The 21,981-nt window shown below is 37.0% G+C and carries 19 protein-coding genes; 12 read left to right on the top strand and 7 right to left on the bottom strand.

Features of this window, described 5'->3' with window-relative positions; all coding sequences use genetic code 11:
- The first annotated feature begins 13 nt into the window (after window positions 1–13).
- From ligA to pruA, 4 genes are all read left to right on the top strand, one after another.
- On the top strand, window positions 14–2,023 hold the full coding sequence (ligA, locus tag NKR74_RS01640; protein ID WP_253628431.1) for an NAD-dependent DNA ligase LigA: 2,010 nt from the start codon (window positions 14–16) through the stop codon (window positions 2,021–2,023).
- A 16-nt stretch (window positions 2,024–2,039) separates the two neighbouring features.
- A complete protein-coding gene (locus tag NKR74_RS01645) occupies window positions 2,040–3,221 on the top strand; it encodes a CamS family sex pheromone protein (protein ID WP_253628432.1) in 1,182 nt (393 codons plus the stop codon).
- Between the two features lie 273 nt (window positions 3,222–3,494).
- Complete coding sequence (locus tag NKR74_RS01650) at window positions 3,495–4,265, top strand: TSUP family transporter (protein WP_098309187.1); 771 nt, start codon at window positions 3,495–3,497, stop codon at window positions 4,263–4,265.
- A gap of 158 nt (window positions 4,266–4,423) precedes the next feature.
- On the top strand, window positions 4,424–5,971 hold the full coding sequence (pruA, locus tag NKR74_RS01655) for an L-glutamate gamma-semialdehyde dehydrogenase (protein WP_253628433.1): 1,548 nt from the start codon (window positions 4,424–4,426) through the stop codon (window positions 5,969–5,971).
- Between the two features lie 48 nt (window positions 5,972–6,019).
- On the opposite strand, the gene NKR74_RS01660 is transcribed toward pruA, so the two are convergent.
- The 5 genes from NKR74_RS01660 to NKR74_RS01680 all read right to left on the bottom strand — a co-directional run bounded on the left by NKR74_RS01660 (window position 6,020) and on the right by NKR74_RS01680 (window position 9,370).
- Entirely contained in the window at window positions 6,020–6,439 is a 420-nt protein-coding gene (locus NKR74_RS01660) for a PH domain-containing protein (protein ID WP_253628434.1), read from the bottom strand.
- Window positions 6,440–6,721: 282 nt separating this feature from the next.
- Entirely contained in the window at window positions 6,722–7,279 is a 558-nt protein-coding gene (locus NKR74_RS01665) for a cysteine hydrolase family protein (RefSeq protein WP_253628435.1), read from the bottom strand.
- A 163-nt stretch (window positions 7,280–7,442) separates the two neighbouring features.
- Window positions 7,443–7,637 (bottom strand): DUF3926 domain-containing protein, encoded by a 195-nt coding sequence (locus tag NKR74_RS01670; RefSeq protein WP_253628436.1) that lies wholly within the window; start codon window positions 7,635–7,637, stop codon window positions 7,443–7,445.
- Window positions 7,630–8,811, bottom strand: a complete 1,182-nt coding sequence (locus NKR74_RS01675) for an ArsA family ATPase (protein ID WP_253628437.1) — start codon at window positions 8,809–8,811, stop codon at window positions 7,630–7,632. Before NKR74_RS01675 ends, NKR74_RS01670 begins: the two co-directional genes overlap by 8 nt.
- 76 nt (window positions 8,812–8,887) lie before the next feature.
- A complete protein-coding gene (locus NKR74_RS01680; RefSeq protein WP_253628438.1) occupies window positions 8,888–9,370 on the bottom strand; it encodes a MarR family winged helix-turn-helix transcriptional regulator in 483 nt (160 codons plus the stop codon).
- A gap of 241 nt (window positions 9,371–9,611) precedes the next feature.
- Here NKR74_RS01680 and NKR74_RS01685 point away from each other — a divergent pair, with 241 nt between their 5' ends.
- The 8 genes from NKR74_RS01685 (at window position 9,612) to NKR74_RS01720 (ending at window position 19,421) form a co-directional block, all read left to right on the top strand.
- Window positions 9,612–9,845 (top strand): YiaA/YiaB family inner membrane protein, encoded by a 234-nt coding sequence (locus tag NKR74_RS01685; RefSeq protein WP_253628439.1) that lies wholly within the window; start codon window positions 9,612–9,614, stop codon window positions 9,843–9,845.
- Window positions 9,846–10,122: 277 nt separating this feature from the next.
- Entirely contained in the window at window positions 10,123–10,413 is a 291-nt protein-coding gene (gene gatC, locus NKR74_RS01690) for an Asp-tRNA(Asn)/Glu-tRNA(Gln) amidotransferase subunit GatC (protein ID WP_020062440.1), read from the top strand.
- A gap of 15 nt (window positions 10,414–10,428) precedes the next feature.
- A complete protein-coding gene (gene gatA, locus NKR74_RS01695; protein ID WP_253628440.1) occupies window positions 10,429–11,886 on the top strand; it encodes an Asp-tRNA(Asn)/Glu-tRNA(Gln) amidotransferase subunit GatA in 1,458 nt (485 codons plus the stop codon).
- A 14-nt stretch (window positions 11,887–11,900) separates the two neighbouring features.
- Window positions 11,901–13,331, top strand: coding sequence for an Asp-tRNA(Asn)/Glu-tRNA(Gln) amidotransferase subunit GatB (gatB, locus tag NKR74_RS01700; RefSeq protein WP_098309172.1), 1,431 nt, complete (start codon window positions 11,901–11,903; stop codon window positions 13,329–13,331).
- 435 nt (window positions 13,332–13,766) lie between these two features.
- Window positions 13,767–14,669, top strand: a complete 903-nt coding sequence (locus NKR74_RS01705) for a diacylglycerol kinase (protein WP_098309171.1) — start codon at window positions 13,767–13,769, stop codon at window positions 14,667–14,669.
- 277 nt (window positions 14,670–14,946) lie between these two features.
- Window positions 14,947–16,308, top strand: coding sequence for a 4-aminobutyrate--2-oxoglutarate transaminase (gabT, locus tag NKR74_RS01710; RefSeq protein ID WP_253628441.1), 1,362 nt, complete (start codon window positions 14,947–14,949; stop codon window positions 16,306–16,308).
- Between the two features lie 229 nt (window positions 16,309–16,537).
- The gene (locus NKR74_RS01715) at window positions 16,538–17,920 is read left to right on the top strand and encodes a sigma-54 interaction domain-containing protein (RefSeq protein ID WP_098309169.1); all 1,383 of its coding nucleotides are present in this window, start codon (window positions 16,538–16,540) and stop codon (window positions 17,918–17,920) included.
- A gap of 91 nt (window positions 17,921–18,011) precedes the next feature.
- Window positions 18,012–19,421: an NAD-dependent succinate-semialdehyde dehydrogenase gene (locus NKR74_RS01720; protein WP_375337684.1), complete on the top strand. Its 1,410-nt coding sequence runs from the start codon at window positions 18,012–18,014 to the stop codon at window positions 19,419–19,421.
- 139 nt (window positions 19,422–19,560) lie between these two features.
- On the opposite strand, the gene NKR74_RS01725 is transcribed toward NKR74_RS01720, so the two are convergent.
- Window positions 19,561–20,790 carry an aminopeptidase gene (locus NKR74_RS01725; protein WP_253628443.1) on the bottom strand — a complete coding sequence of 410 codons (1,230 nt, stop codon included), beginning with the start codon at window positions 20,788–20,790 and terminating at the stop codon, window positions 19,561–19,563.
- 95 nt (window positions 20,791–20,885) lie between these two features.
- Window positions 20,886–21,977, bottom strand: a complete 1,092-nt coding sequence (locus NKR74_RS01730) for a polysaccharide deacetylase family protein (RefSeq protein WP_253628444.1) — start codon at window positions 21,975–21,977, stop codon at window positions 20,886–20,888.
- Window positions 21,978–21,981: the final 4 nt, after the last annotated feature.

The raw sequence follows: 21,981 nt of genomic DNA on the forward strand, positions 1-21,981 counted from the left end.
AAGGAATGAGGTTATGCCGAAAGAAGCAGCACAAAAGCGCATTGAAGAGCTGCGTGACATTTTAAATAAGTTTAATTATGAATATCATGTGCTAGATAATCCATCTGTATCTGATGCAGAGTATGATCGTCATATGCAAGAACTTATAAAATTAGAAACAGAGCATCCAGAATTATTTACAGAAGATTCTCCGTCTGTTCGCGTTGGCGGAGAGGTTCTTGATATTTTTGAGAAAGTAACGCATAAATCACCGATGTTAAGTTTAGGAAATGCTTTTAATGAAGGAGATTTACGTGATTTTGATCGCAAGGTACGTCAAGGAATTGACGGACAAAATGTAAGATATGTGTGTGAATTAAAAATTGACGGACTTGCTGTTTCCCTTCATTATGAAAAAGGGCGCTTCATTCAAGGGGCAACTCGTGGTGATGGTATAACGGGTGAGGATATTACACAAAATTTAAAAACAATTAAAGCAATTCCTCTGCGTTTAACAGAAGAAGTGACGCTAGAAGCGCGCGGTGAAGCGTACATGCCAAAACGTTCATTTGTTAAGTTAAATGAAGAAAAAGAACAGAACGGAGAAGCTGTCTTTGCGAATCCACGTAATGCAGCAGCGGGTTCATTGCGTCAGCTTGATCCAAAAATTGCAGCAAAGCGTAATTTATCTTTATTTGTATATGGACTTACTGATTTAGAAGGAAAGACAATTACATCGCATAGTGAATCGTTAAACCTTTTAGGGGAGCTGGGTTTTAAAACAAATCCTAATCGCAAAGTTTGCGAAACAATCGATGAGGTCATTCATTATGTACAAGATTGGCAAGAAAAACGTCCACATCTTGATTATGAAATTGATGGTATCGTTATTAAAGTAGATGATGTGTCACTTCAAGAAAGCTTAGGAACAACAGCAAAAAGTCCAAGATGGGCAATTGCATATAAGTTCCCGGCGGAAGAAGTTGTTACGAAGCTGACGGGCATTGAGCTAAGTGTTGGACGAACAGGTGTGGTAACCCCAACTGCTGAATTAGAACCAGTACGCGTGGCAGGAACGATTGTCCGTAGGGCTTCTTTACACAACGAAGATTTAATTCGTGAAAAAGATATTCGCATTGGCGACTATGTTGTTGTAAAGAAAGCTGGAGACATTATTCCTGAAGTTGTAAATGTGATTGTAGACCGCCGCACAGGTGAAGAAGAAGAGTTTCATATGCCAACGCATTGCCCAGCATGTGAGAGTGAACTTGTTCGTTTAGAAGAAGAGGTTGCGCTTCGTTGTATTAATCCAGCATGCCCAGCACAAATTCGGGAAGGATTAATTCACTTCGTATCACGTAATGCGATGAATATCGATGGGTTAGGTGAACGTGTAATTACCCAGTTATTTGACGCAAATTATATTCGTACGTTTGCAGATTTGTATACATTAACGAAAGAACAGCTATTACAACTAGAACGTTTTGGAGAAAAATCTGCTTCAAATTTAGTACAAGCAATTGAAACGTCAAAAGACAATTCATTAGAGCGATTACTGTTCGGCCTTGGTATTCGCCACGTTGGAGCCAAAGCTGCTCGCACATTAGCGGAACATTATGAAACGATGGATCACATAGCGAAGGCGACAGAAGAAGAGCTCACAACAATTAACGAGATCGGCGAAAAAATGGCGCAATCTATCGTTACGTATTTTGATAATGAAGATGTACAAGAGTTATTACAACAATTTAAGTCATATGGCGTAAATATGACTTATAAAGGGATAAAACGAACAGATTTAGAAAACATTGAATCTTATTTTGCAGGAAAAACAGTTGTTTTAACTGGTAAACTAGAAGTGATGGGACGCAGTGAAGCGAAAAAGAAAATTGAAGAACTTGGCGGGAAAGTCACAGGTAGTGTGAGCAAAAGTACAGATTTAGTCATTGCAGGAGAAGCTGCTGGCTCTAAGCTAGCACAAGCACAAAAACATAACGTTGAGATTTGGGATGAAGCGAGGTTCTTACAAGAGCTCAATAATTAAGAGGTGCAAAGTTACCATGAAAAAAGTTATATTAGCAGTGTTAAGCCTTGGGTTACTTCTCAGTGGATGTAGCACTGATTTGAAAAAAGAAGATAAAGTTGTAGAAAAATCCGGGGATTCGAAAGATAAAGCGATTCTTCCGAAATACTCTATTTCAGATGATTATTATAAAACAGCAGTTCCGTTTAAATCAGGTTCAGCACATGGGTTAGCTGTACAAGGATTAAATAGCCGTTTAGATGTTGATGAATTTGAAACAGGATTAATGCGCATTGCGAAAGAATCATATGATACGAAAGATTATTTCTATCAGGAAGGAAAGTATTTAGATAAAGATACGATACAAGCGCTATTGGGCAGGAAACGTACACCAGAGCAACAAGCTAATTTAGAAAAAGTATCGAAGAAGAAGCTGCCAAATGGATTGAATCCGGAGTTACCGGCAGGAGAATCGGAAACATTACAAGCAAAAAATGAAAAGAGTCCAATTTATTTAGCGCAAATTTTAGAACAAGATTATTTAAAAACAAAAAGTAACAACGAAGCAGAGTTAAGCGGAGTTGTAATTGGTCTTGCGATGAATTCTGTTAATTATTATACAGAAGAACATGGTTATCCGCGTGAAAATAAAATCTCTGACGAAGAATTGCTAAAACAGGGTAAGGAAATGGCCCAAGAAATTTTACCGATTTTGAAACAGAAAGATGAATTGAAAAATGTCCCAATTACATTTGCGATTTATCGACAAGAATCTAAATCTTCACTTGTACCAGGATCATATTTATCATATACAACAGTTGATAAAGGCAGTGACAAAGTAGAAGATTGGAAAGCAATAGATGAAAAATATTATTTGTTCCCTTCGAATGAAGCAGACACGAATTATCGTGACGATGCAACAATTGTAAAGAACTTTAATGCTAAACTAGCGACTTATTTTGACGGAAACTATACTGCGGTTGTTGGCAGAGGATTCTATAAAGATGGTCAATTAAAAGAAATGAAGCTTGAGATTCCAGTTCAGTTTAATGGAAAAGCGGAAGTCATTGGATTTACACAATTTGTAGCTGGGGCTGTTATGGAATATTTTCCTAACTATGTTAAAGTGCAAGTAACGATTAAGTCGGTAGAACGCCCAGAAGCAATTATTATTCGTGACGTAAAGCAAGATAAACCGTTTGTCCAAATTTTAGATTAAGAGAAAGTCGTTCCTTATTATAGGAACGGCTTTTTTTATTGCATTATTTGCGAGCATTTAGCCCGCTATTCGCAGGCAGTAAGCCCCCCACCTCAAGAGTGAGAGAAGCGAAGAAGATAGGTGGGAGCTAAACTGCCCGTAAAAGCCTGAGTGGTTCAACTAATAATCAGTGGGGAATAAAGCCCCCCACTGATTAAAGTCTCACTTTATATTAGAAATTTTGTTATAATTTTTAATGTTGTTAATAAAAAAGGGGATCGAGGGAAAGGACAGATGGAAGATTTAAGTTTGCAAGTCATTATACTACTTATTGCTTTTGGATTTTTAGCAGCATTTATCGACTCTGTGGTTGGAGGAGGAGGTTTAATCTCGCTTCCAGCACTTATGTTTATTGGGTTGCCGCCGGCTTCGGCTATCGCTACAAATAAATTAGCAGCAACAATGGGATCATTTACGAGTACGCTTTATTTTATTCGTTCTAAAAAAGTAGATTTTCGCATTGTAGGAAAACTAATTCCGTTCACAATTGTTGGGGCAGTTGCAGGGGCATTTGTTGTAAAGTACATCCCACCGGATGTTTTGCGACCTCTTGTGTTAGTTATGCTTGTGTTAATTGCGATTTATATTATTCTAAAAAAAGATTGGGGTAGTGTAGCTACCCATAAGAAAATGACGAAAGGAAAAACATTTTTATTTTATTTCGTTATTTTAATGCTTGGATTTTATGACGGTTTTTTTGGACCGGGCACAGGTTCATTTTTAATTTTTGCATTTTTATTAATTGGGATGGATTTTATCGGTGCAGCGGCATCTGGTCGAGTGTTAAATTTTGTTAGCAATATTGTATCATTGATTACATTTTTATTTTTAGGTGCAATTCAGTTTAAATATGGTTTAATTATGGGTTTATCAATGATTGCAGGGGCATATCTCGGTTCAAGATTTGCTGTTCGAAAGGGCGTAGGATATATACGAATTTTATTTTTGACAGTAACGATTTTGTTAATTGGGAAAAACTTTTGGGAATACGTTCATATTTTATAACATGATGCATATGCATCATGTTGTTTTTTTATTTATTATATTTAAAAAATTAAATAATTTTTTAAATATAAGTCTAAGAATATTTGAACAAATCGAAATTATCGTGTAGAATAATGTTGTATTATGTAAACGCTTTTTTCTAAGGGGAGGCTAAAATAATGGTAGTAGCATACAAACATGAGCCATTTACAGATTTTACAGTAGAGGCAAATAAAGTAGCATTTGAAGAAGGTTTAAAGAAAGTAGAATCTTATCTTGGACAAGACTATCCATTAATTATTGGGGGAGAAAAGGTCACTACAGACGATAAAATCGTTTCTGTGAATCCTGCAAATAAAGAAGAAGTCGTTGGCCGCGTTTCAAAAGCAAGTCGTGAATTAGCAGAAAAAGCAATGCAAGTAGCGGATGAAACATTCCAAACTTGGAGAAAAACGAAACCAGAAATGCGCGCAGATATTTTATTCCGTGCAGCTGCAATCGTTCGCCGCAGAAAACATGAGTTTTCCGCAATTCTTGTGAAAGAAGCAGGTAAACCATGGAATGAGGCAGATGCTGATACAGCAGAAGCAATCGACTTCATGGAGTATTATGGTCGTCAGATGTTGAAATTAAAAGACGGCATTCCAGTAGAAAGCCGTGCAATTGAATATAACCGTTTCTCTTACATTCCATTAGGAGTAGGTGTTATCATTTCTCCTTGGAACTTCCCATTTGCAATCATGGCAGGTATGACAACAGCTGCATTAGTATCTGGTAACACTGTGTTATTAAAACCAGCTAGTACAACACCTGTAGTAGCAGCGAAGTTTATGGAAGTATTAGAAGAAGCTGGCTTACCAGCAGGCGTAGTAAACTTCATTCCTGGTAGCGGATCTGAAGTTGGAGATTACTTAGTTGATCATCCTCGTACACGCTTTATCAGCTTTACTGGATCACGCGATGTTGGTATTCGTATTTACGAACGTGCAGCAAAAGTAAATCCAGGACAAATTTGGTTAAAACGTGTTATCGCTGAAATGGGCGGTAAAGATACAATCGTTGTTGATAAAGAAGCAGATCTTGAATTAGCAGCAAAATCTATCGTTGCATCTGCATTTGGTTTCTCAGGACAAAAATGTTCTGCATGCTCTCGCGCAGTAATCCATGAAGATGTATACGATCACGTATTAAACCGTGCAATTGAATTAACAAATGAATTAACAGTAGGTAACCCAGAAGAAAAAGGTATAAACATGGGACCAGTTAATGACCAAGCTGCATTCGATAAAGTAATGAGCTATGTTGCTATTGGTAAAGAAGAAGGTAAACTTGTAGCAGGTGGCGAAGGTGATGATTCTAAAGGTTGGTTCATTAAACCAACAATCATTGCTGACGTTGCAGAAGATGCTCGTCTTATGAAAGAAGAAATCTTCGGACCAGTTGTAGCATTCTGCAAAGCAAAAGACTTTGATCACGCACTTGCAATTGCGAACAATACAGAATACGGTTTAACAGGAGCTGTTGTTTCTAATAACCGTGAACATATCGAAAAAGCACGTGAAGACTTCCATGTTGGTAACTTATACTTCAACCGTGGATGTACTGGTGCAATCGTTGGTTACCAACCATTCGGTGGCTTTAACATGTCTGGTACAGACTCTAAAGCTGGTGGCCCTGACTACTTAGCACTTCACATGCAAGCAAAAACTACTTCTGAAACTCTATAAGAAGTTATAAGAAGGACCTTCTCGTAATCGAGAAGGTCTTTTTGCGTATTAAACAGAATGATTTTGATGAAGAAGTGGACATTTCTCTTGCATTGTTTTCATAAATAAATCGGTATCTTTTGGTAATGATATGAGCGCTATATCATACTTGCTATAAGTAATTTCTAATCGCTTAAACGTCCAGGCGGGAGCGGAAAGCAAGTTGTATGTATATCTGATGTTAGTTATTTCGTGAAGTGGAATCATAATTTTGAAGAAGCCAAACACAGCAACGAGATGTGTATTTGTAATCTCGTGATAAGAATGAAATAATGCCCATAGAAGCATAAGTACAATAGGTAAAAAGATAATACCTATTATAATAGAACCTACATCAGCTTTTTCTATAAAAAAGAGAATAAAAGGTATTGGGCATAATGCAATAATGAGTAGAGAAAGCAGTGGATTTCGTTGAGTTGAAAATTTCATGAACTTCCCCCTTTTTATGATTTTACCTTATTTTGGATCATTTTCGTTTAATTCGATAAAAATACATAAAATCCCTAGAAAATTGTATTCATTCGTCATATTTCTCTGTATAAATTTTATAAATTTCCTGTATAATACAATTTGAAGGAAAATCTATGATTAGACAAGAAGACACCGCTTTCAGTTTGCTCGCTGAAGGCGGTGTTTCTTTTTTCATACATCTTGATAGGAATATAGAGTTACTGATGGAAGCGTAAGAGAAATGAAACGATATAAAGAAAATCAAAAGGATTTTTCGCGCTGTAAAAACTCTTCGGTGCTGATTATCTCAGCATACACTTCGTTTAAGGAAGCTAGAATTGTATTGTGAATATATGCAGCTGGAATGGAAACGTTTTTAAAGATTAAGTCTTTCGTTGCACACGCGTCATGTATTACTGTACATGTAAAGCCAAAATCAAAGGCAGCTCGTACTGTAGCATCAATGCACATATGTGTCATCATGCCGCATATAACAACGTGTTCGATTTGTAAATCCTGTAATTCTTGTAATAATGAAGTTTCTCGAAAACTATTTGGATAATGCTTCAATATGACCGTTTCTTGCTGCAAAGGACGAACATTCTTATGGATGTGTACACCTTCTGTATTTGGAAGAAAGAATGTTGCATTTTCGCGAGTGGAAACATGTTGGATATGAAAAATAGGCTGATTTGTTTCACGGAAATATTGAAGTATGCGTTTTGCATATTCACTTGCTTCGCTAGCATTTCGCAGTTCCATCTTTCCGTTTGGAAAATAATCATTTTGGATGTCGACGAGTAAAAGAGCAGTTTTCATTTCAGTTACAGCCTCCAGTTTCGATTTTGTATTCGTTTAATTATTCCATTAGTTTAGGGAGTTTTCCTTTTTGAAAAATGTGAGATAAAGAAATTTACATGAAATTAAAATTGAAAAGTTTAAGTAGAAAAGACCAGGAATTTTCCTGGTCTTTTCTATACCGTTATTCAATTGTCACACGTTTTAAAGAAGTTTCCGCAGGTTGTTTCTGTTCCTTTATATAAGAAGTTAGTTCTTCATGAAACATGTTCAGCATCTCGTTTGCTCGCTGCTGAAGTGGGGCAGGTAATCCGTTTATAACATACCCTCCAACTTCTATCTTCGTCCGAATGATTTTCCGTAATAAATCTTCACGCATGAACGACACCTCCAAAACGAATGTTAAGTACATCACCTTCAAATTTTGCTCCTTGAATGGACAAATGCGTTAATGTTTTTGGTAAGGTAATGTTTCGTTTTACGGAACCAGCTCGAATAATGAGTTCGTCGCCTTTTTGATTTAAAGAGAGTTCACTTTTATCAGAGAATGGGATGGAAAGAACAAAGATATATTCATCACCGTTTTTTGTGACATATTGAGTCCGTCCGTTGAATTTCACCGCAGTTGGATCCGGATCATTTTTAAATAAAGCATCGCCAACACGTTCTAGCATAGATAAGCCAACTACTTCTTGTTCAAACATAGGTGCTTCGTAAATAGGAAGCGGCTGAAAACTATTTTGAATTAATACTTTATATTTCTTTTGCGCATCTTTCCACGCTTGAAAATATGAATCTGTTACCGTATCAGGGATGACGCGATTAATCATGATAGCATCAACATTGTAGTCATATAAGTTTAAATATGTGAAGCTGCGCTGCGCTTCTTTAATAACCATTTTTTCCGGATTCACAACAACACGAATGCTTGTTACTTCTCGGTTGGATAAAATGTCACGCATTTCTCCTAGTTGTTCAAGTGTATTTGTTAATTCATCCATAATATCATCAGTAGGAAGCGGGACACCGAGCAATGGCTGTGCAACAGGGCGTACAACCTTTAATACTTTACGTTTAATTGGAAAGAGTTTTTCCATCCACCAGCCGAGCATATCCGGGAAGCTTAGCATAGCTAATGTTTCACCGGTTGGAGCACAATCAATAATAATGACATCGTATGTTTTTTGTTTATAGTAATCTAATACACGCAGTAAGCTAATTAAATCTTCCATACCTGGGAACATAGTAAGTTCCTCTGTAGTAATATCGTCAGCTGCTTTTGATGTGAATAGTAATGTAATATATTTTTGCAGTTTGCCCCAGCCCTTTTCCATTTCATAGATTGTATTAATTTCTTGTGCCCATAAATTTTCACAAATTTCTTGTGGCTCTGAGGAAAGCTTCATACCAAATGAATCTCCTAAACTATGAGCCGGATCTGTACTCATGACTAACGTTTTTAAACCTTGTTTTGCACTTTGCATTGCTGTTGCTGCTGAAATACTTGTCTTCCCTACGCCGCCCTTACCTGTGTATAAAATAATTCTCATCATTCATATCCCCTTTGTTTCGGTAGTCGAATATTACGAGAGTCGAAATATATCTTTGAATAAAAACCCGCAGAGGGGTCTATTCAATCGGAATGTTTTTGATCTTAGGTGAAGTAAGCTTTTCTTCTGTTTTTTGTTGTGATGTAGCAATATGGTTCATGATTTTTTGGAAGATTTGCAGTAAAAATGCTTTTTCTTCTTCTGATAGTGCTTCCGTTACAAGGTTAAAATAATGAGCAGCATTTTGTTTTACTTCTTCTACAAGTTGTATGCCAGCTTCTGTTAAACGAATCAATACAATACGACGATCACTTTCATTGCGGTAGCGCTCAATATACCCTTTTTTTACGAGACGATTCACTACACCTGTCGTTGTACTCATTGGAATATCGAGAAGTTCCGTAATTTTACTCATCGTAATGTCTGTATTTCGCTCCATCCATAGCAGACAGAATACTTCTGTTTTTGAAAGTGATAAATCAATGCTTACCCATTCTTCTGGATAGAAAAGCTTCTTGGCGTTATTGAGCAGTAAATCTAAAAAATGTTCGTATTGCAGCAATTATTTCCACTCCCGTATATTTCGAGGTTCGTAATATTTATTTTCATTCTATGTTTAACTTCAATAAATGTCAAATGATTATTTTTAACTTTTCAGGCTATATCCATTTTTTTCTTTATAAAGAATTATATGTATGCTAGAGTAATACAAAAGATAGGGTATTTTACATGAGATTTCATAGTATGAATGATGGTATACCCATCTAATAATAGATTAAGTAATGATAAGGGGGAGAAGAACAATGAAAAGGAGAAACACACAGGCTTTCACATTTTTAGCATGGACTTCTTTTGTTTGTGCGCTTTCTGGAATGCTCATAGGGATTTACACATTAGATGAACCACTCAGTGTAAAAGGATACTACTTAATAGGTACATTATTTCTAACAATGTCATGTTTTGTACTGCAAAAAACAATTCGTGATAATGAAGAAGATAATGAACACATTCCGAAAAAAGAACCGATTGAGAAATAATAAAGTGAAACTTCCATGAGTGGAGAGTTTTTTCATCCCCCACTGATGGGAATCCCACCCAATTGGGATTTTTCGGGCAGTTTAGCTCCCGCCGAACTTTGGGGCTCAGCTATTATTGCCTGTTAATACGGGGTAAAATGACATGGAAGGCAAAAGCCTTTCTTTTTTTATGCAAAAATGCTGTAAGTCCCATGTGTTCACTTGCTTGAACTACTGAAAATTTGGTATCATCAATAGTATTGTAGATTGTACGATATATTATGGAGGTGGCCTAGCCGTGTCAAGAATTTCCGTTGAGAATGTAAAGCACGTTGCACATTTAGCACGTCTTGCAATTACAGATCAAGAAGCAGAAAAATTTCAAAAACAACTCGATGCAATTGTTACATTTGCTGAGCAGTTAAATGAATTAGATACAACAAACGTAAAACCAACAACACACGTACTAGATATGAAGAATATTATGCGTGAAGATGTACCTGAAAAAGGTTTACCAGTTGAAGAAGTATTAAAAAATGCACCGGATCACAAAGAGAATCAAATCCGTGTTCCAGCAGTATTAGAATAGAGGAGGGGAATTTCGATGTCATTATTTGATCATTCTGTATCAGAGTTACATAAGAAATTACAAAGCAAAGAAATTTCCGTTACGGATTTAGTAGATGAATCTTACAAACGTATTGCGGATGTTGAAAATAATGTACAAGCGTTTCTTACATTAGATGAAGAAAATGCACGTGCAAAAGCGAAAGAATTGGATGCGAAATTAGGCGCTGAAGATAATGGGTTACTATTTGGTATGCCAATCGGTGTGAAAGATAACATCGTAACAAAAGGTCTTCGCACAACGTGTGCGAGTAAAATCTTAGCAAACTTTGACCCAATTTACGATGCAACAGTTGTGCAAAAGCTAAACGCTGCTGACACAATTACAATCGGTAAATTAAACATGGACGAGTTTGCGATGGGATCTTCTAACGAGAACTCTGGATTCTACGCTACGAAAAACCCTTGGAACTTAGATTACGTACCAGGCGGATCTAGCGGTGGTTCAGCAGCAGCTGTGGCTGCAGGAGAAGTATTATTCTCTTTAGGATCTGATACAGGTGGATCTATCCGTCAACCGGCTGCATATTGCGGTGTTGTTGGTTTAAAACCAACATATGGTCGTGTATCTCGCTTCGGTTTAGTTGCGTTTGCATCTTCACTTGACCAAATTGGACCGATTACACGTACAGTAGAAGACAATGCATACTTACTTCAAGCTATTTCAGGTGTTGACCGTATGGATACAACTTCTGCAAACATTGAAGTTGGCAATTACTTAGCTGGTTTAACAGGCGACGTAAAAGGTTTACGCATCGCTGTGCCAAAAGAATACTTAGGTGAAGGTGTTGGAGAAGAGGCTCGTGAGTCAGTATTAGCTGCTTTAAAAGTGTTAGAAGGTATGGGCGCGACTTGGGAAGAAGTATCGCTTCCACACTCTAAATATGCACTAGCAACATACTACTTAATTTCTTCTTCTGAAGCGTCTGCTAACCTTTCACGTTTTGATGGCGTACGTTACGGCGTTCGTTCTGATAATGTGAATAACTTAATGGACCTGTATAAGAATACACGTAGCGAAGGCTTTGGTGACGAAGTAAAACGTCGTATTATGCTTGGTACATTCGCACTTAGCTCGGGTTACTATGATGCATATTACAAAAAAGCACAACAAGTACGTACATTAATTAAAAATGACTTTGAAAATGTATTTGCAAACTATGATGTTATTATCGGACCAACAACGCCAACTCCAGCGTTTAAAGTAGGCGAAAAAATCGATGATCCAATGACAATGTATGCAAACGACATTTTAACAATTCCAGTAAACTTAGCAGGTGTTCCAGCAATTTCTGTTCCATGTGGATTCGGCGCAAACAACATGCCACTTGGACTGCAAATTATTGGTAAACACTTCGATGAAGCAACAATTTATCGCGTTGCACATGCGTTCGAGCAAGCAACAGATTATCATACAAAAAAAGCAAGTCTGTAAGGAGGCGAGCATAGATGAATTTTGAAACAATTATCGGTTTAGAGGTTCACGTTGAGTTAAAAACAAATTCGAAAATTTTCTCTGCGAGTCCAACAGAATTCGGAGCGGATCCAAATACACAAACAAGTGTAATTGACTTAGGGTATCCTGGGGTGCTTCCAACTCTAAATAAAGAAGCAGTTAACTTTGCAATGAAAGCTGCAATGGCATTAAACTGTGAAATCGCAACAGAAACAAAATTTGACCGTAAAAACTATTTCTATCCAGATAACCCGAAAGCGTACCAAATCTCTCAATATGATAAACCAATTGGGGAAAATGGTTGGATTGAAATCGAAGTAGACGGCAAAAAGAAACGCATCGGTATTACACGTCTTCATTTAGAAGAAGATGCAGGGAAATCAACGCATACAAGCGAAGGTTATTCATTAGTAGACTACAACCGCCAAGGTATGCCGTTAATCGAAATCGTATCTGAGCCAGATATGCGTACACCAGAAGAAGCGTATGCTTACTTAGAAAAGCTAAAATCAATCATTCAATATACAGGCGTATCTGATTGTAAGATGGAAGAGGGTTCTCTTCGCTGTGATGCGAACATTTCTCTTCGTCCAGTTGGACAAGAAAAATTCGGTACAAAAGCAGAACTGAAAAACTTAAACTCTTTCACTTACGTACAAAAAGGTCTTGAGTTTGAACAGACACGTCAAGAAAAAGAACTATTATCTGGTGGGATCATCCAACAAGAAACACGTCGTTATGATGAAGCAACGAAGAAAACAATCTTAATGCGTGTGAAAGAAGGATCTGACGATTACCGTTACTTCCCAGAGCCAGATTTAGTTGAACTTTACATCGATGATGAGTGGAAAGAACGAGTGCGTGCTTCTATTCCTGAACTTCCAGATGCTCGTAAAGTACGTTATGTTGAAGAGCTTGGCTTACCAGCTTATGATGCACACGTATTAACATTAACGAAAGAGATGTCTGATTTCTTCGAAGCAACAGTTGCAGATGGTGCAGACGCGAAATTAACATCAAACTGGTTAATGGGTGAAGTACTAGCATACTTAAACAAACAACAAAAAGAATTACAAGATGTAGCACTAACACCAGCTGGTTTATCTAAAATGATTCAATTAATTGAAAAAGGTACAATTTCGTCTAAAATTGCGAAAAAAGTATTTAACGAGTTAATTGAAAAAGGTGGAGACCCAGAAGAAATCGTAAAAGCAAAAGGTCTTGTTCAAATTTCTGACGAAGGAGCACTTCGTAAGGTCGTAACAGAAATTCTTGATAATAACGAACAGTCTATTGAAGACTTCAAAAACGGTAAAGACCGTGCAATTGGTTTCTTAGTTGGTCAAATTATGAAAGCAACAAAAGGACAAGCAAATCCGCCGCTTGTTAATAAAATCTTACTTGAAGAGATTAACAAGCGATAAGCACGAGAAGTGGAGGCGTTTCGCTTAGGATGAGAAACCGCGAAGCCGCTGAAGCGAGAAAGCAACAACGAAGATTAAACAGAAAAACACCCAAATATGGGTGTTTTTCTGGGTTAATCAAACGTTTGTTTAAATGGTATTTCGTTTAAACAAACGTTTGATTAACTGACAAATATAAGGAAAATGCCTGAAGTTAAGTATGATATGATAGTTGCAAAAAGATTGTAATAATGATAAATCTAAATCTAGAGAGATTTTTTTCATGATATGAAATAAATGTTAATTTAGTGTTAACAATGAAATTATATTGTTTGTTATGTTGAAGGAAGTATATGTAGAATTGAGAGGAGGGTATGCATAGGAATGCTAAGCAAATGCTTGGCGGCTACTCCTTTCCCTTTTTGATGAATGAGGGTTTTCCTGTGCTAATGTTATATGAAACGTGCAAGAATTATTTATAATCCAACTTCTGGTCGTGAGTTATTTAAGAAGAGCTTGCCAGAAGTACTACAAAAATTAGAGAAAGCAGGGTATGAAGCGTCATGTCATGCGACGACAGGCCCTGGAGATGCGACTGTGGCAGCGAGGCAAGCGGCAGAGCGTAAGTTTGATGTTGTTATTGCAGCAGGCGGCGATGGTACGTTAAATGAAGTTGTGAATGGGTTAGTTGGAAATGAGCATCTTCCGAAGTTTGGGATTATCCCAGTTGGAACGACAAATGACTTTGCTCGAGCGATTGGTGTACCTCGCTCAATCGAAGAAGCTGCTGATATCATTTGTGCTGGTCAAACGGTACCTCTTGATCTTGGAAGAGCAAATGATACATACTTTATTAATATTGCTGGCGGTGGCCGTATTACAGAATTAACATATGAAGTGCCAAGTAAATTAAAAACAGTACTTGGGCAACTTGCATATTATTTAAAAGGTATTGAAATGTTACCATCTTTGCATCCGACATATGTAGAAATTGAATATGATGGAAAAATGCTGCAAGAAGAAATTACAATGTTTTTAATTACCAATACAAGATCTGTCGGCGGCTTTGAAAAAGTAGCACCGTATGCATCTATTAATGACGGTTTGTTTGATTTGTTAATTTTGAAAAAAGGATCTATTGCGGATTTAATTAAAGCAGCAACACAAGCGCAGCGCGGTGAGCATATAAATAATCCGAAGGTGTTATATACACAAGCAAATCGAATTAAAGTACATTCAACAGAAAAATTAATGATTAATTTAGACGGTGAGTACGGCGGTGATGCACCGATGGAGTTTGAAAATATATATCACTGTTTAGAATTATTTGTTCCAGAGCAAAAAGAAACTACCTTGTAAAAGGTAGTTTTTTTGTAAAGAATGTAAATTGATAGTTCGTTGTACTTTTGTTGTATTTTTGCATATATTTTTTATCAGCATGTCCCATCCATTCCTGCGACTGAAATATGAGAATGGATAGAAATCTTTTGAATAAGTCCTTAAAGACTCTCTTTGAGTCTTTAAGGACTTATTTTTTGAGTCAAAATTTATAAAAATATAGGAGTACAGTGTGTTTGAAAATTGGCACACATTTTGCAATATAAAAAGCAAATCATTAAAAGAGGTGGAATATACAATGAAAACAAATTTTGCTAAGGTTAATCAAAATATTCCGGGTTCAAAAGCAGCTTCATTATTTGAACGCCGCCAAAATATCGTACCAAGAGGAGTAAGCAATGGAATTCAAACATTTGTACAATCGGCTCATGGAGCGCTTGTTACAGATGTGGATGGAAATCAATTTATCGACTTTGCTGGGGCAATTGGTACAATCAACGTCGGACATTGTCACCCGACTGTTACAGAGGCTCTTCATAAGCAAATCGATCAATATATCCATACAGGTTTTAACGTAATGATGTATGAATCGTATATTGAATTGGCAGAAAAACTAGCTGCGATAGCGCCAGGTGCTTTTGATAAACAAGTATTGTTTTTAAACAGCGGAGCTGAAGCTGTTGAAAATGCAGTGAAAATTGCTCGTAAGTATACGAAACGAACAGGGATTATTGCATTTACAAAAGGGTTCCACGGCCGTACATTAATGACGATGACAATGACAAGTAAAGTAAAGCCGTATAAGCATGGATTTGGTCCGTTTGCACCAGAGGTTTATAAAGCTCCGTTCCCTTACGAATATCGTCGTCCAGCTGGATTAACAGAAGAACAATATGAAGATTTTATCATTGAAGAGTTTAAAAACTTTTTAATCACAGAGGTTGCACCAGAAAGTATTGCAGCTGTTGTGATGGAGCCTGTACAAGGAGAAGGCGGCTTTATCGTTCCAGGTAAAAAGTTTGTAAAAGAAGTACATCGTTTATGTGCTGAACATGGCATTTTGTTTGTTGCTGATGAAATTCAAACAGGATTTGGCCGTACGGGTAAATATTTTGCTATTGACCATTACGATGTAGTACCAGATTTAATTACTGTATCTAAATCGCTAGGAGCGGGTGTACCAATCAGTGGTGTAATTGGCCGAAAAGAAGTAATGAATGAGGCTGCACCTGGTGAATTAGGCGGAACGTATGCTGGAAGTCCATTAGGATGCAGCGCTGCATTAGCTGTTCTTGAAGTAATGGAGAAAGAAAATTTAAATGAACGTGCTGTGCATATTGGAAAAGAAGTAATGGATCGTTTTCAACAAATGGCTGAAAAATATGAATGCATTGGTGATGTTCGTGGGTTAGGAGCAATGTGTGCCTTCGAATTAGTGAAAGATAAAGTAACGAAAGAGCCAGATAAAACGTTAGCTGCAAATCTTACTGCAGAAACAAATAAGAGAGGTTTATTGCTATTAACGGCAGGCGCATATGGAAATGTCGTTCGCGTTTTAATGCCGCTTGTTATTACAGATGAGCAACTTGAAGAAGGGCTTAACATTCTTGAAGAATCGCTTCAAGCTTGTTATGGAAAAGTAGATAAAGCACACGTATAAGCTAAAAGCGTATTGAGTTTCCTGTAAAATATTCATTTTAAAAACTTGTTTGCAACTGTTCCGGTTCTCCCTGTTATATAATAATGACAAAGTATTATATATAAATTGGACGTGTTTGAATATCATTTATTCTCTAAGATGAACCGTCAATCTGTGATATTTCAAATGCTCTTTATCATAGCAGGGTTATAAAACTTTGAAAATATTTAAACTTCAGGGAGTGACTGGAATGGTGGCGGAAAAGGAACGAGTATTTATGGATTTAAAAGATGTATTTGAACATGCATTTGATGAGATTTTTGTAACAGATGAGAAAGGTATTGTTGTTCGTGTCAACAGCATGTGCGAAAGACATTACCAGTTACCGGCGGAGAAATTGGTTGGTAAGAGTGTAAAAGAGTTACAAAAGGAAGGGATTTTTTATCCGTCTGCAACACTTGAAGTCATCGAAAAAGAGAAGCCGATTGAATTAGTGCAGACAACAAAGTCAGGAGAATATTTACATGTTCGAACACGGCCAGTTTTCGATGATCACGGTAATTTAAGAAGGGTCATTAGCTACTCACGTGATTTAACAGAGCTCTATCAATTGCGAAAAAAGGTAGAGGCAATGACGGATCAATTAAAAACGTATAAAAAAGAATTACGAGAAACATATGAGCATGAAGGGCTTATTTTTAAAAGTGCAGCTATGCAGAGGATAGTTGAAACGATAAAAAAAGTATCTGTAGTAGATAGCACGGTTCTTGTTTTAGGAGAAACAGGGGTTGGAAAAAGTAGATTAGTACGCCATTTACATGAACTTAGCCATCGTAAAAATGAAATGTTTTATGAAATCAATTGCGCCGCTTTGCCAACAAATTTAATTGAATCTGAACTGTTTGGATATGCAAGTGGTTCTTTTACAGGTGCGCATCGTGAAGGGAAAAAAGGCATTTTAGAACTGGCTCATAAAGGGACACTCTTTTTAGATGAAATTGGAGAAATGCCTCTTGAAATTCAAGCGAAACTTTTACAAGTATTACAGGAAAAAACATTCCGCCCAGTAGGAGGCAGAGAATTAAAGAAAGTAGATGTGCGCATTGTAGCCGCAACGAATAGAAATTTGAAAGAAATGGTGAAACAGGGGACGTTTCGCAAGGATTTATATTACCGCCTTAATGTGATTCCGATTTATATCCCTCCTTTACGTGAGAGACAAGAAGATATTTTACCACTAGTCTATTATTACCTGCAGCATTTTAATGAGAAGTATGGGCGTAATGTGAAGCTATCTCCGCATGTACTACAAGCATTTTTAGAATATCCTTGGGAAGGAAATAACCGAGAAATAGAAAATGTGATGGAACGTGTTGTTATTACTGCAGATGAGCTTGTTACATTGGAAGACTTACCATTATCTATGCAAAATTCTACAATCGAACAATCCGGAAAAAGTTTGTATGAAATGTTAGAGGAAGTAGAGCGCAATATTATTTTGAAAGCATATAAAGCACATCAATCAAGTTATAAAGTAGCAGAGACTTTAAAAATTAGTCAGTCTGCAGCAACTAGAAAAATCAAAAAGTTTATTGGAGAAGAGCTTCTCGTTGGAGGAGAAGAAGGAATTTAAAAAAGTACCATTGCATTTGGTACAGTAAATATAAAGGAGGATGAAAAGGTTGGATAAAAAAACAATGGCTATCAATTTAGATAAGAAAGCGATGTATATTAATGGGGAATTTGTTCATTTGCATGAACAAATTGAAATTAACAACCCGGCTACACAAGAAGTATTTGCTACTGTTCCAAAAGGTGGAGTAACTGAAGCAAAGCAAGCGGTAGATGCTGCACATGAAGCGTTTAAGACTTGGTCAAAGCTAACGGCAGCCGAGCGTGCGAACAAATTGAAAAAGTGGTTCACGTTAATTGATGATCATAAAGAAGAAATTGCAGCTATTATGACAAAGGAACAAGGAAAACCATTCGCAGAAGCGCTTGGTGAAGTAAACTATGCGAATAGCTTTGTAGAATGGTATGCAGAAGAAGGGAAGCGTGTATATGGAGACATGATTCCTGCTTCTCATCCGAATAAACGTATCCTTGTATCGAAACAGCCTGTTGGTGTAATTGCAGCAATTACGCCATGGAACTTTCCAGCAGCGATGATTACAAGAAAAGTGGCACCTGCATTAGCAGCAGGATGTACGGCGGTCGTAAAACCAGCAAGCCAAACACCATTAACAGCATTAAAATTAGCTGAACTTGCACATGAAGCAGAAATTCCAAAAGGTGTCATAAATATCGTAACAGGAAGTGCGAAAGCAATTGCTGATACGTGGATGAATGATGGACGCGTAAGAAAAGTATCCTTTACTGGGTCAACAGAAATTGGAAAAGAATTGATGCGCGGTGCAGCTGAAACAGTGAAAAAAGTTTCATTAGAATTAGGTGGTCATGCACCGTTTATTGTAATGAATGATGCAGATTTAGATAAAGCTGTAGAAGCAGTAATCGGTTCGAAATTCCGTAATGCTGGTCAAACGTGCATTTGTACGAATAGAGTGTTTGTTCAAGAAGATGTGTATGAAAACTTCGTAGAGAAATTCCAAGCAGCTGTAGGAGAACTAAAGGTAGGGGACGGTTTTGCAGCAGGTACAACTGTTGGACCACTTATTGATCAGTCAGCTGTTGAAAAAGTACAAGAACATATAGAAGATGCGATTCAAAAGGGTGGAAAGGTACTGAATGGCGGACAAAAGATTGTAGAATTAAATGGCCATTTTGTTCAACCAACTGTAATTGGCGAAGCACATGATGATATGCTATGTATGACAGAAGAAACATTTGGACCGGTTGCCCCTGTTGCGAAATTTAAAACAGCTGAAGAGGTAATTGAGCGTGCAAATAACACACCATACGGCTTAGCAGCATATGTATTTACAACAAATATTAGCCAAGCATTTCAAATTAGCGAAGCATTAGAATACGGAATTATTGGTTTAAATGACGGTCTTCCATCTGTTGCACAAGCTCCATTCGGTGGATTTAAAGAAAGTGGTATCGGCCGTGAAGGTGGTTACTTTGGAATTGAAGAGTACTTAGAAATTAAATATATTTCATTAGGTCTATAAGGTGAAAATACCATCAGTGGGGAGACTCATCCCCACTGATGGTTAGTTGAACCAATCCGGCTCTTACTGCCCAAAAGTAGCGGGATAAAAAAGACTCACATCAACGAAAACGTTGATGTGAGTCTTTTTATTATATTTATTAAAACGCCCAGTTTCCTTTTCGGAAGATTGGTTCATGTGTATCATCTGCTGTAATACCGTCGATATCTAGTTCAGCAGAACCAATCATAAAGTCTACGTGTGTAATACTAGAGTTTGCACCATTTTCTGCTAGCTCTTCTTTTGACATCGTTTTACCGCCGTCTAAGTTAAAAGCATAGGCATTACCAATTGCTAAATGGCAAGATGCATTTTCATCAAATAATGTATTGTAGAACAAAATATTTGTATTAGAAATAGGTGAGTCGTGCGGTACTAATGCAACTTCTCCTAAGAAATGAGAGCCTTCATCTGATTCGATTAAATGTTTTAATGTTTCTTCACCAACTTCAGCTTTGAAGTCCACAATGCGACCATTTTCAAATGTAAGCGTAAAGTTATCGATAACATTTCCAGCATAAACTAATGGTTTTTTACTTGTTACATAGCCGTTTACGCCTGTTTTTAATGGCATTGTAAATACTTCTTCTGTTGGAATGTTTGCCATGAATGGTACATTCTTTTCGTTAATGCTGCCAGCACCCACCCATAAATGTTTTTCAGGAAGTTCGATTGTTAGATCTGTTCCTGGTCCTTTATAGTATAGTGCTTTATAGTGTTTGTCGTTTAAATTGCCTACTTTCGTATGTAAGTTACTATTATGTTCGTTCCAAGCTTGAACAGGATTTTCTAAATCAGCACGAGTTGCTTGGAAAATTGCATCCCATAATTTTGCTACTTGTTCTTCTTCTGGTACATCAGGGAACACTTTTGCTGCCCATTCTGTTGTTGGAACAGAAATAACGCACCAGCTTACTTTATCAGTCATCATATATTCGCGAACTGTTTTCATTGCTTCTCCAGCTGCTCTATTTGCGCTAGCAATACGCTTTGGATCTACACCTTTTAATAAATCAGGGTTCTCTGCGTAAATGGATAAAAATGCTGCTCCTTCTTTTGCTAGTTCTTCACGTGCATGCGCTTTCCAAGCAGGGAATTCAGAAAATGCTTCCTCTGGTGCTAAGTCGAATTTTAAACGTGTTAAATTTTCATCAACCCAATCGACATACACATGCTTTGCACCTGACTCATAAGCTTTCTTTGTAACAAGACGAACAAATGGAGCAGCTTCAATCGGTGCACCAATATTTAATGTTTGTCCCGGTTGAATATTTACTCCGACATTTACTGCTAGAGCAGCATACTTTTCTAACGTTTGTTCAAATGACATATATATTCTCCTTTGCGTAAATAGTTCTTATGTACATAATACATGAAGATTCTGAAAATATAAATAGAACCCGATTGGAATCGAGTTCTATTTTCTTATTTGATTGCCAGCCCAAACTGTTCCACAGTTGTTGAGTTATGAATACGGACACGTTTTATACGTAACAATTCATCTGGCTCGCCTTTTTCAATAAATTGACCAGGTTTTGTTGTTGTCGCAAATTGGTAATATTTTTTTGTTTCAGCAACAACATGGTCATTTACATGGCCAAATGGATAAGCAATAGCGATAACGGGTTTGCCAGTAATCTTTTCGAGTTTTTCCTTCGAACCCTTTAGTTCTTCTTCATAGTTTGTAATTTTCGGCAAATCGGCATGTGTTGTTGTATGAGATTGAACAGAAAAAATGCCGGAATCAATCATCTCTTTTATATCTGCTGTAGATATTGAGCCTTCTGTATCGATGGAATTGACAATTATATATTCTGTCGCGGTTGGCTTGAACTTATCATCTTTAAGCTTTTGTAAAATATGAAAGGCATTCATATTATTTTTCATACCATCATCAAATGTAACAAAAACTGGTTTGTTGACTTTGTTAATGTCACTCCAGCGTTCAAAGGTTAACAATGTATAGCCGTTGTCTTTCAAATATTGCATTTGTGCTTCAAAGTTGGCAGGAGATACAAACAGATCTTTCAGACCATTGCCCTCTTTATAATCATCAATCGCATGATACATTAGAATTGGTGCATATTGCTGGAATACAATTGCTGATGTTGCAAGTGGAATGGTTTTCCCATCTTCTTTTACACTGATTGCTTCAATTTGATACTCGCCGCGCTTTCCTTCAAATTCTTTTACATCAAACGGTAAAGAAAAATGGTTCTCTTTTTCTTTAGAAGAAAATGTTTTTGCACTCTCTTTTCCGTCAGCAGTGCGCCAAATTTTATATTGTACTTCTGTAATTGGCGCTTTTACATCTTTCGTGTATACAACTGTATTTTTTGATTCGTATGTAATCGGATTCCATGAAATAGTTCCTTGTGGCTGCACTTTCTCTTCTGTTTTCTTATCTGTTTGCTGCTCAGCAGCGTGTACTTCTTTTTTGGGATCTAGTTGAGTTACATGACTACAACCAGAGATGAACAGAGTAGAGAGTAGTATGGTAGAAATGTATTTTTTCATATAA

This window comes from Bacillus sp. 3103sda1, assembly GCF_024159135.1.
GTDB lineage: Bacteria > Bacillota > Bacilli > Bacillales > Bacillaceae_G > Bacillus_A > Bacillus_A rhizoplanae.

Bases quoted from the DNA above. Each gene is read 5' to 3' on its own strand.
- NKR74_RS01705 (WP_098309171.1), top strand. From the start codon at position 13,767: ATGAAACGTGCAAGAATTATTTATAATCCAACTTCTGGTCGTGAGTTA.
- ligA (WP_253628431.1), top strand. From the start codon at position 14: ATGCCGAAAGAAGCAGCACAAAAGCGCATTGAAGAGCTGCGTGACATT.
- NKR74_RS01670 (WP_253628436.1), bottom strand. From the start codon at position 7,637: ATGCGTGAAGATTTATTACGGAAAATCATTCGGACGAAGATAGAAGTT.
- NKR74_RS01685 (WP_253628439.1), top strand. From the start codon at position 9,612: ATGAAAAGGAGAAACACACAGGCTTTCACATTTTTAGCATGGACTTCT.
- NKR74_RS01645 (WP_253628432.1), top strand. From the start codon at position 2,040: ATGAAAAAAGTTATATTAGCAGTGTTAAGCCTTGGGTTACTTCTCAGT.
- NKR74_RS01725 (WP_253628443.1), bottom strand. From the start codon at position 20,790: ATGTCATTTGAACAAACGTTAGAAAAGTATGCTGCTCTAGCAGTAAAT.
- gatA (WP_253628440.1), top strand. From the start codon at position 10,429: ATGTCATTATTTGATCATTCTGTATCAGAGTTACATAAGAAATTACAA.
- NKR74_RS01650 (WP_098309187.1), top strand. From the start codon at position 3,495: ATGGAAGATTTAAGTTTGCAAGTCATTATACTACTTATTGCTTTTGGA.
- NKR74_RS01720 (WP_375337684.1), top strand. From the start codon at position 18,012: ATGTATATTAATGGGGAATTTGTTCATTTGCATGAACAAATTGAAATT.
- NKR74_RS01660 (WP_253628434.1), bottom strand. From the start codon at position 6,439: ATGAAATTTTCAACTCAACGAAATCCACTGCTTTCTCTACTCATTATT.
- NKR74_RS01665 (WP_253628435.1), bottom strand. From the start codon at position 7,279: ATGAAAACTGCTCTTTTACTCGTCGACATCCAAAATGATTATTTTCCA.
- gabT (WP_253628441.1), top strand. From the start codon at position 14,947: ATGAAAACAAATTTTGCTAAGGTTAATCAAAATATTCCGGGTTCAAAA.
- pruA (WP_253628433.1), top strand. From the start codon at position 4,424: ATGGTAGTAGCATACAAACATGAGCCATTTACAGATTTTACAGTAGAG.
- NKR74_RS01730 (WP_253628444.1), bottom strand. From the start codon at position 21,977: ATGAAAAAATACATTTCTACCATACTACTCTCTACTCTGTTCATCTCT.
- gatB (WP_098309172.1), top strand. From the start codon at position 11,901: ATGAATTTTGAAACAATTATCGGTTTAGAGGTTCACGTTGAGTTAAAA.
- NKR74_RS01715 (WP_098309169.1), top strand. From the start codon at position 16,538: ATGGTGGCGGAAAAGGAACGAGTATTTATGGATTTAAAAGATGTATTT.
- NKR74_RS01675 (WP_253628437.1), bottom strand. From the start codon at position 8,811: ATGATGAGAATTATTTTATACACAGGTAAGGGCGGCGTAGGGAAGACA.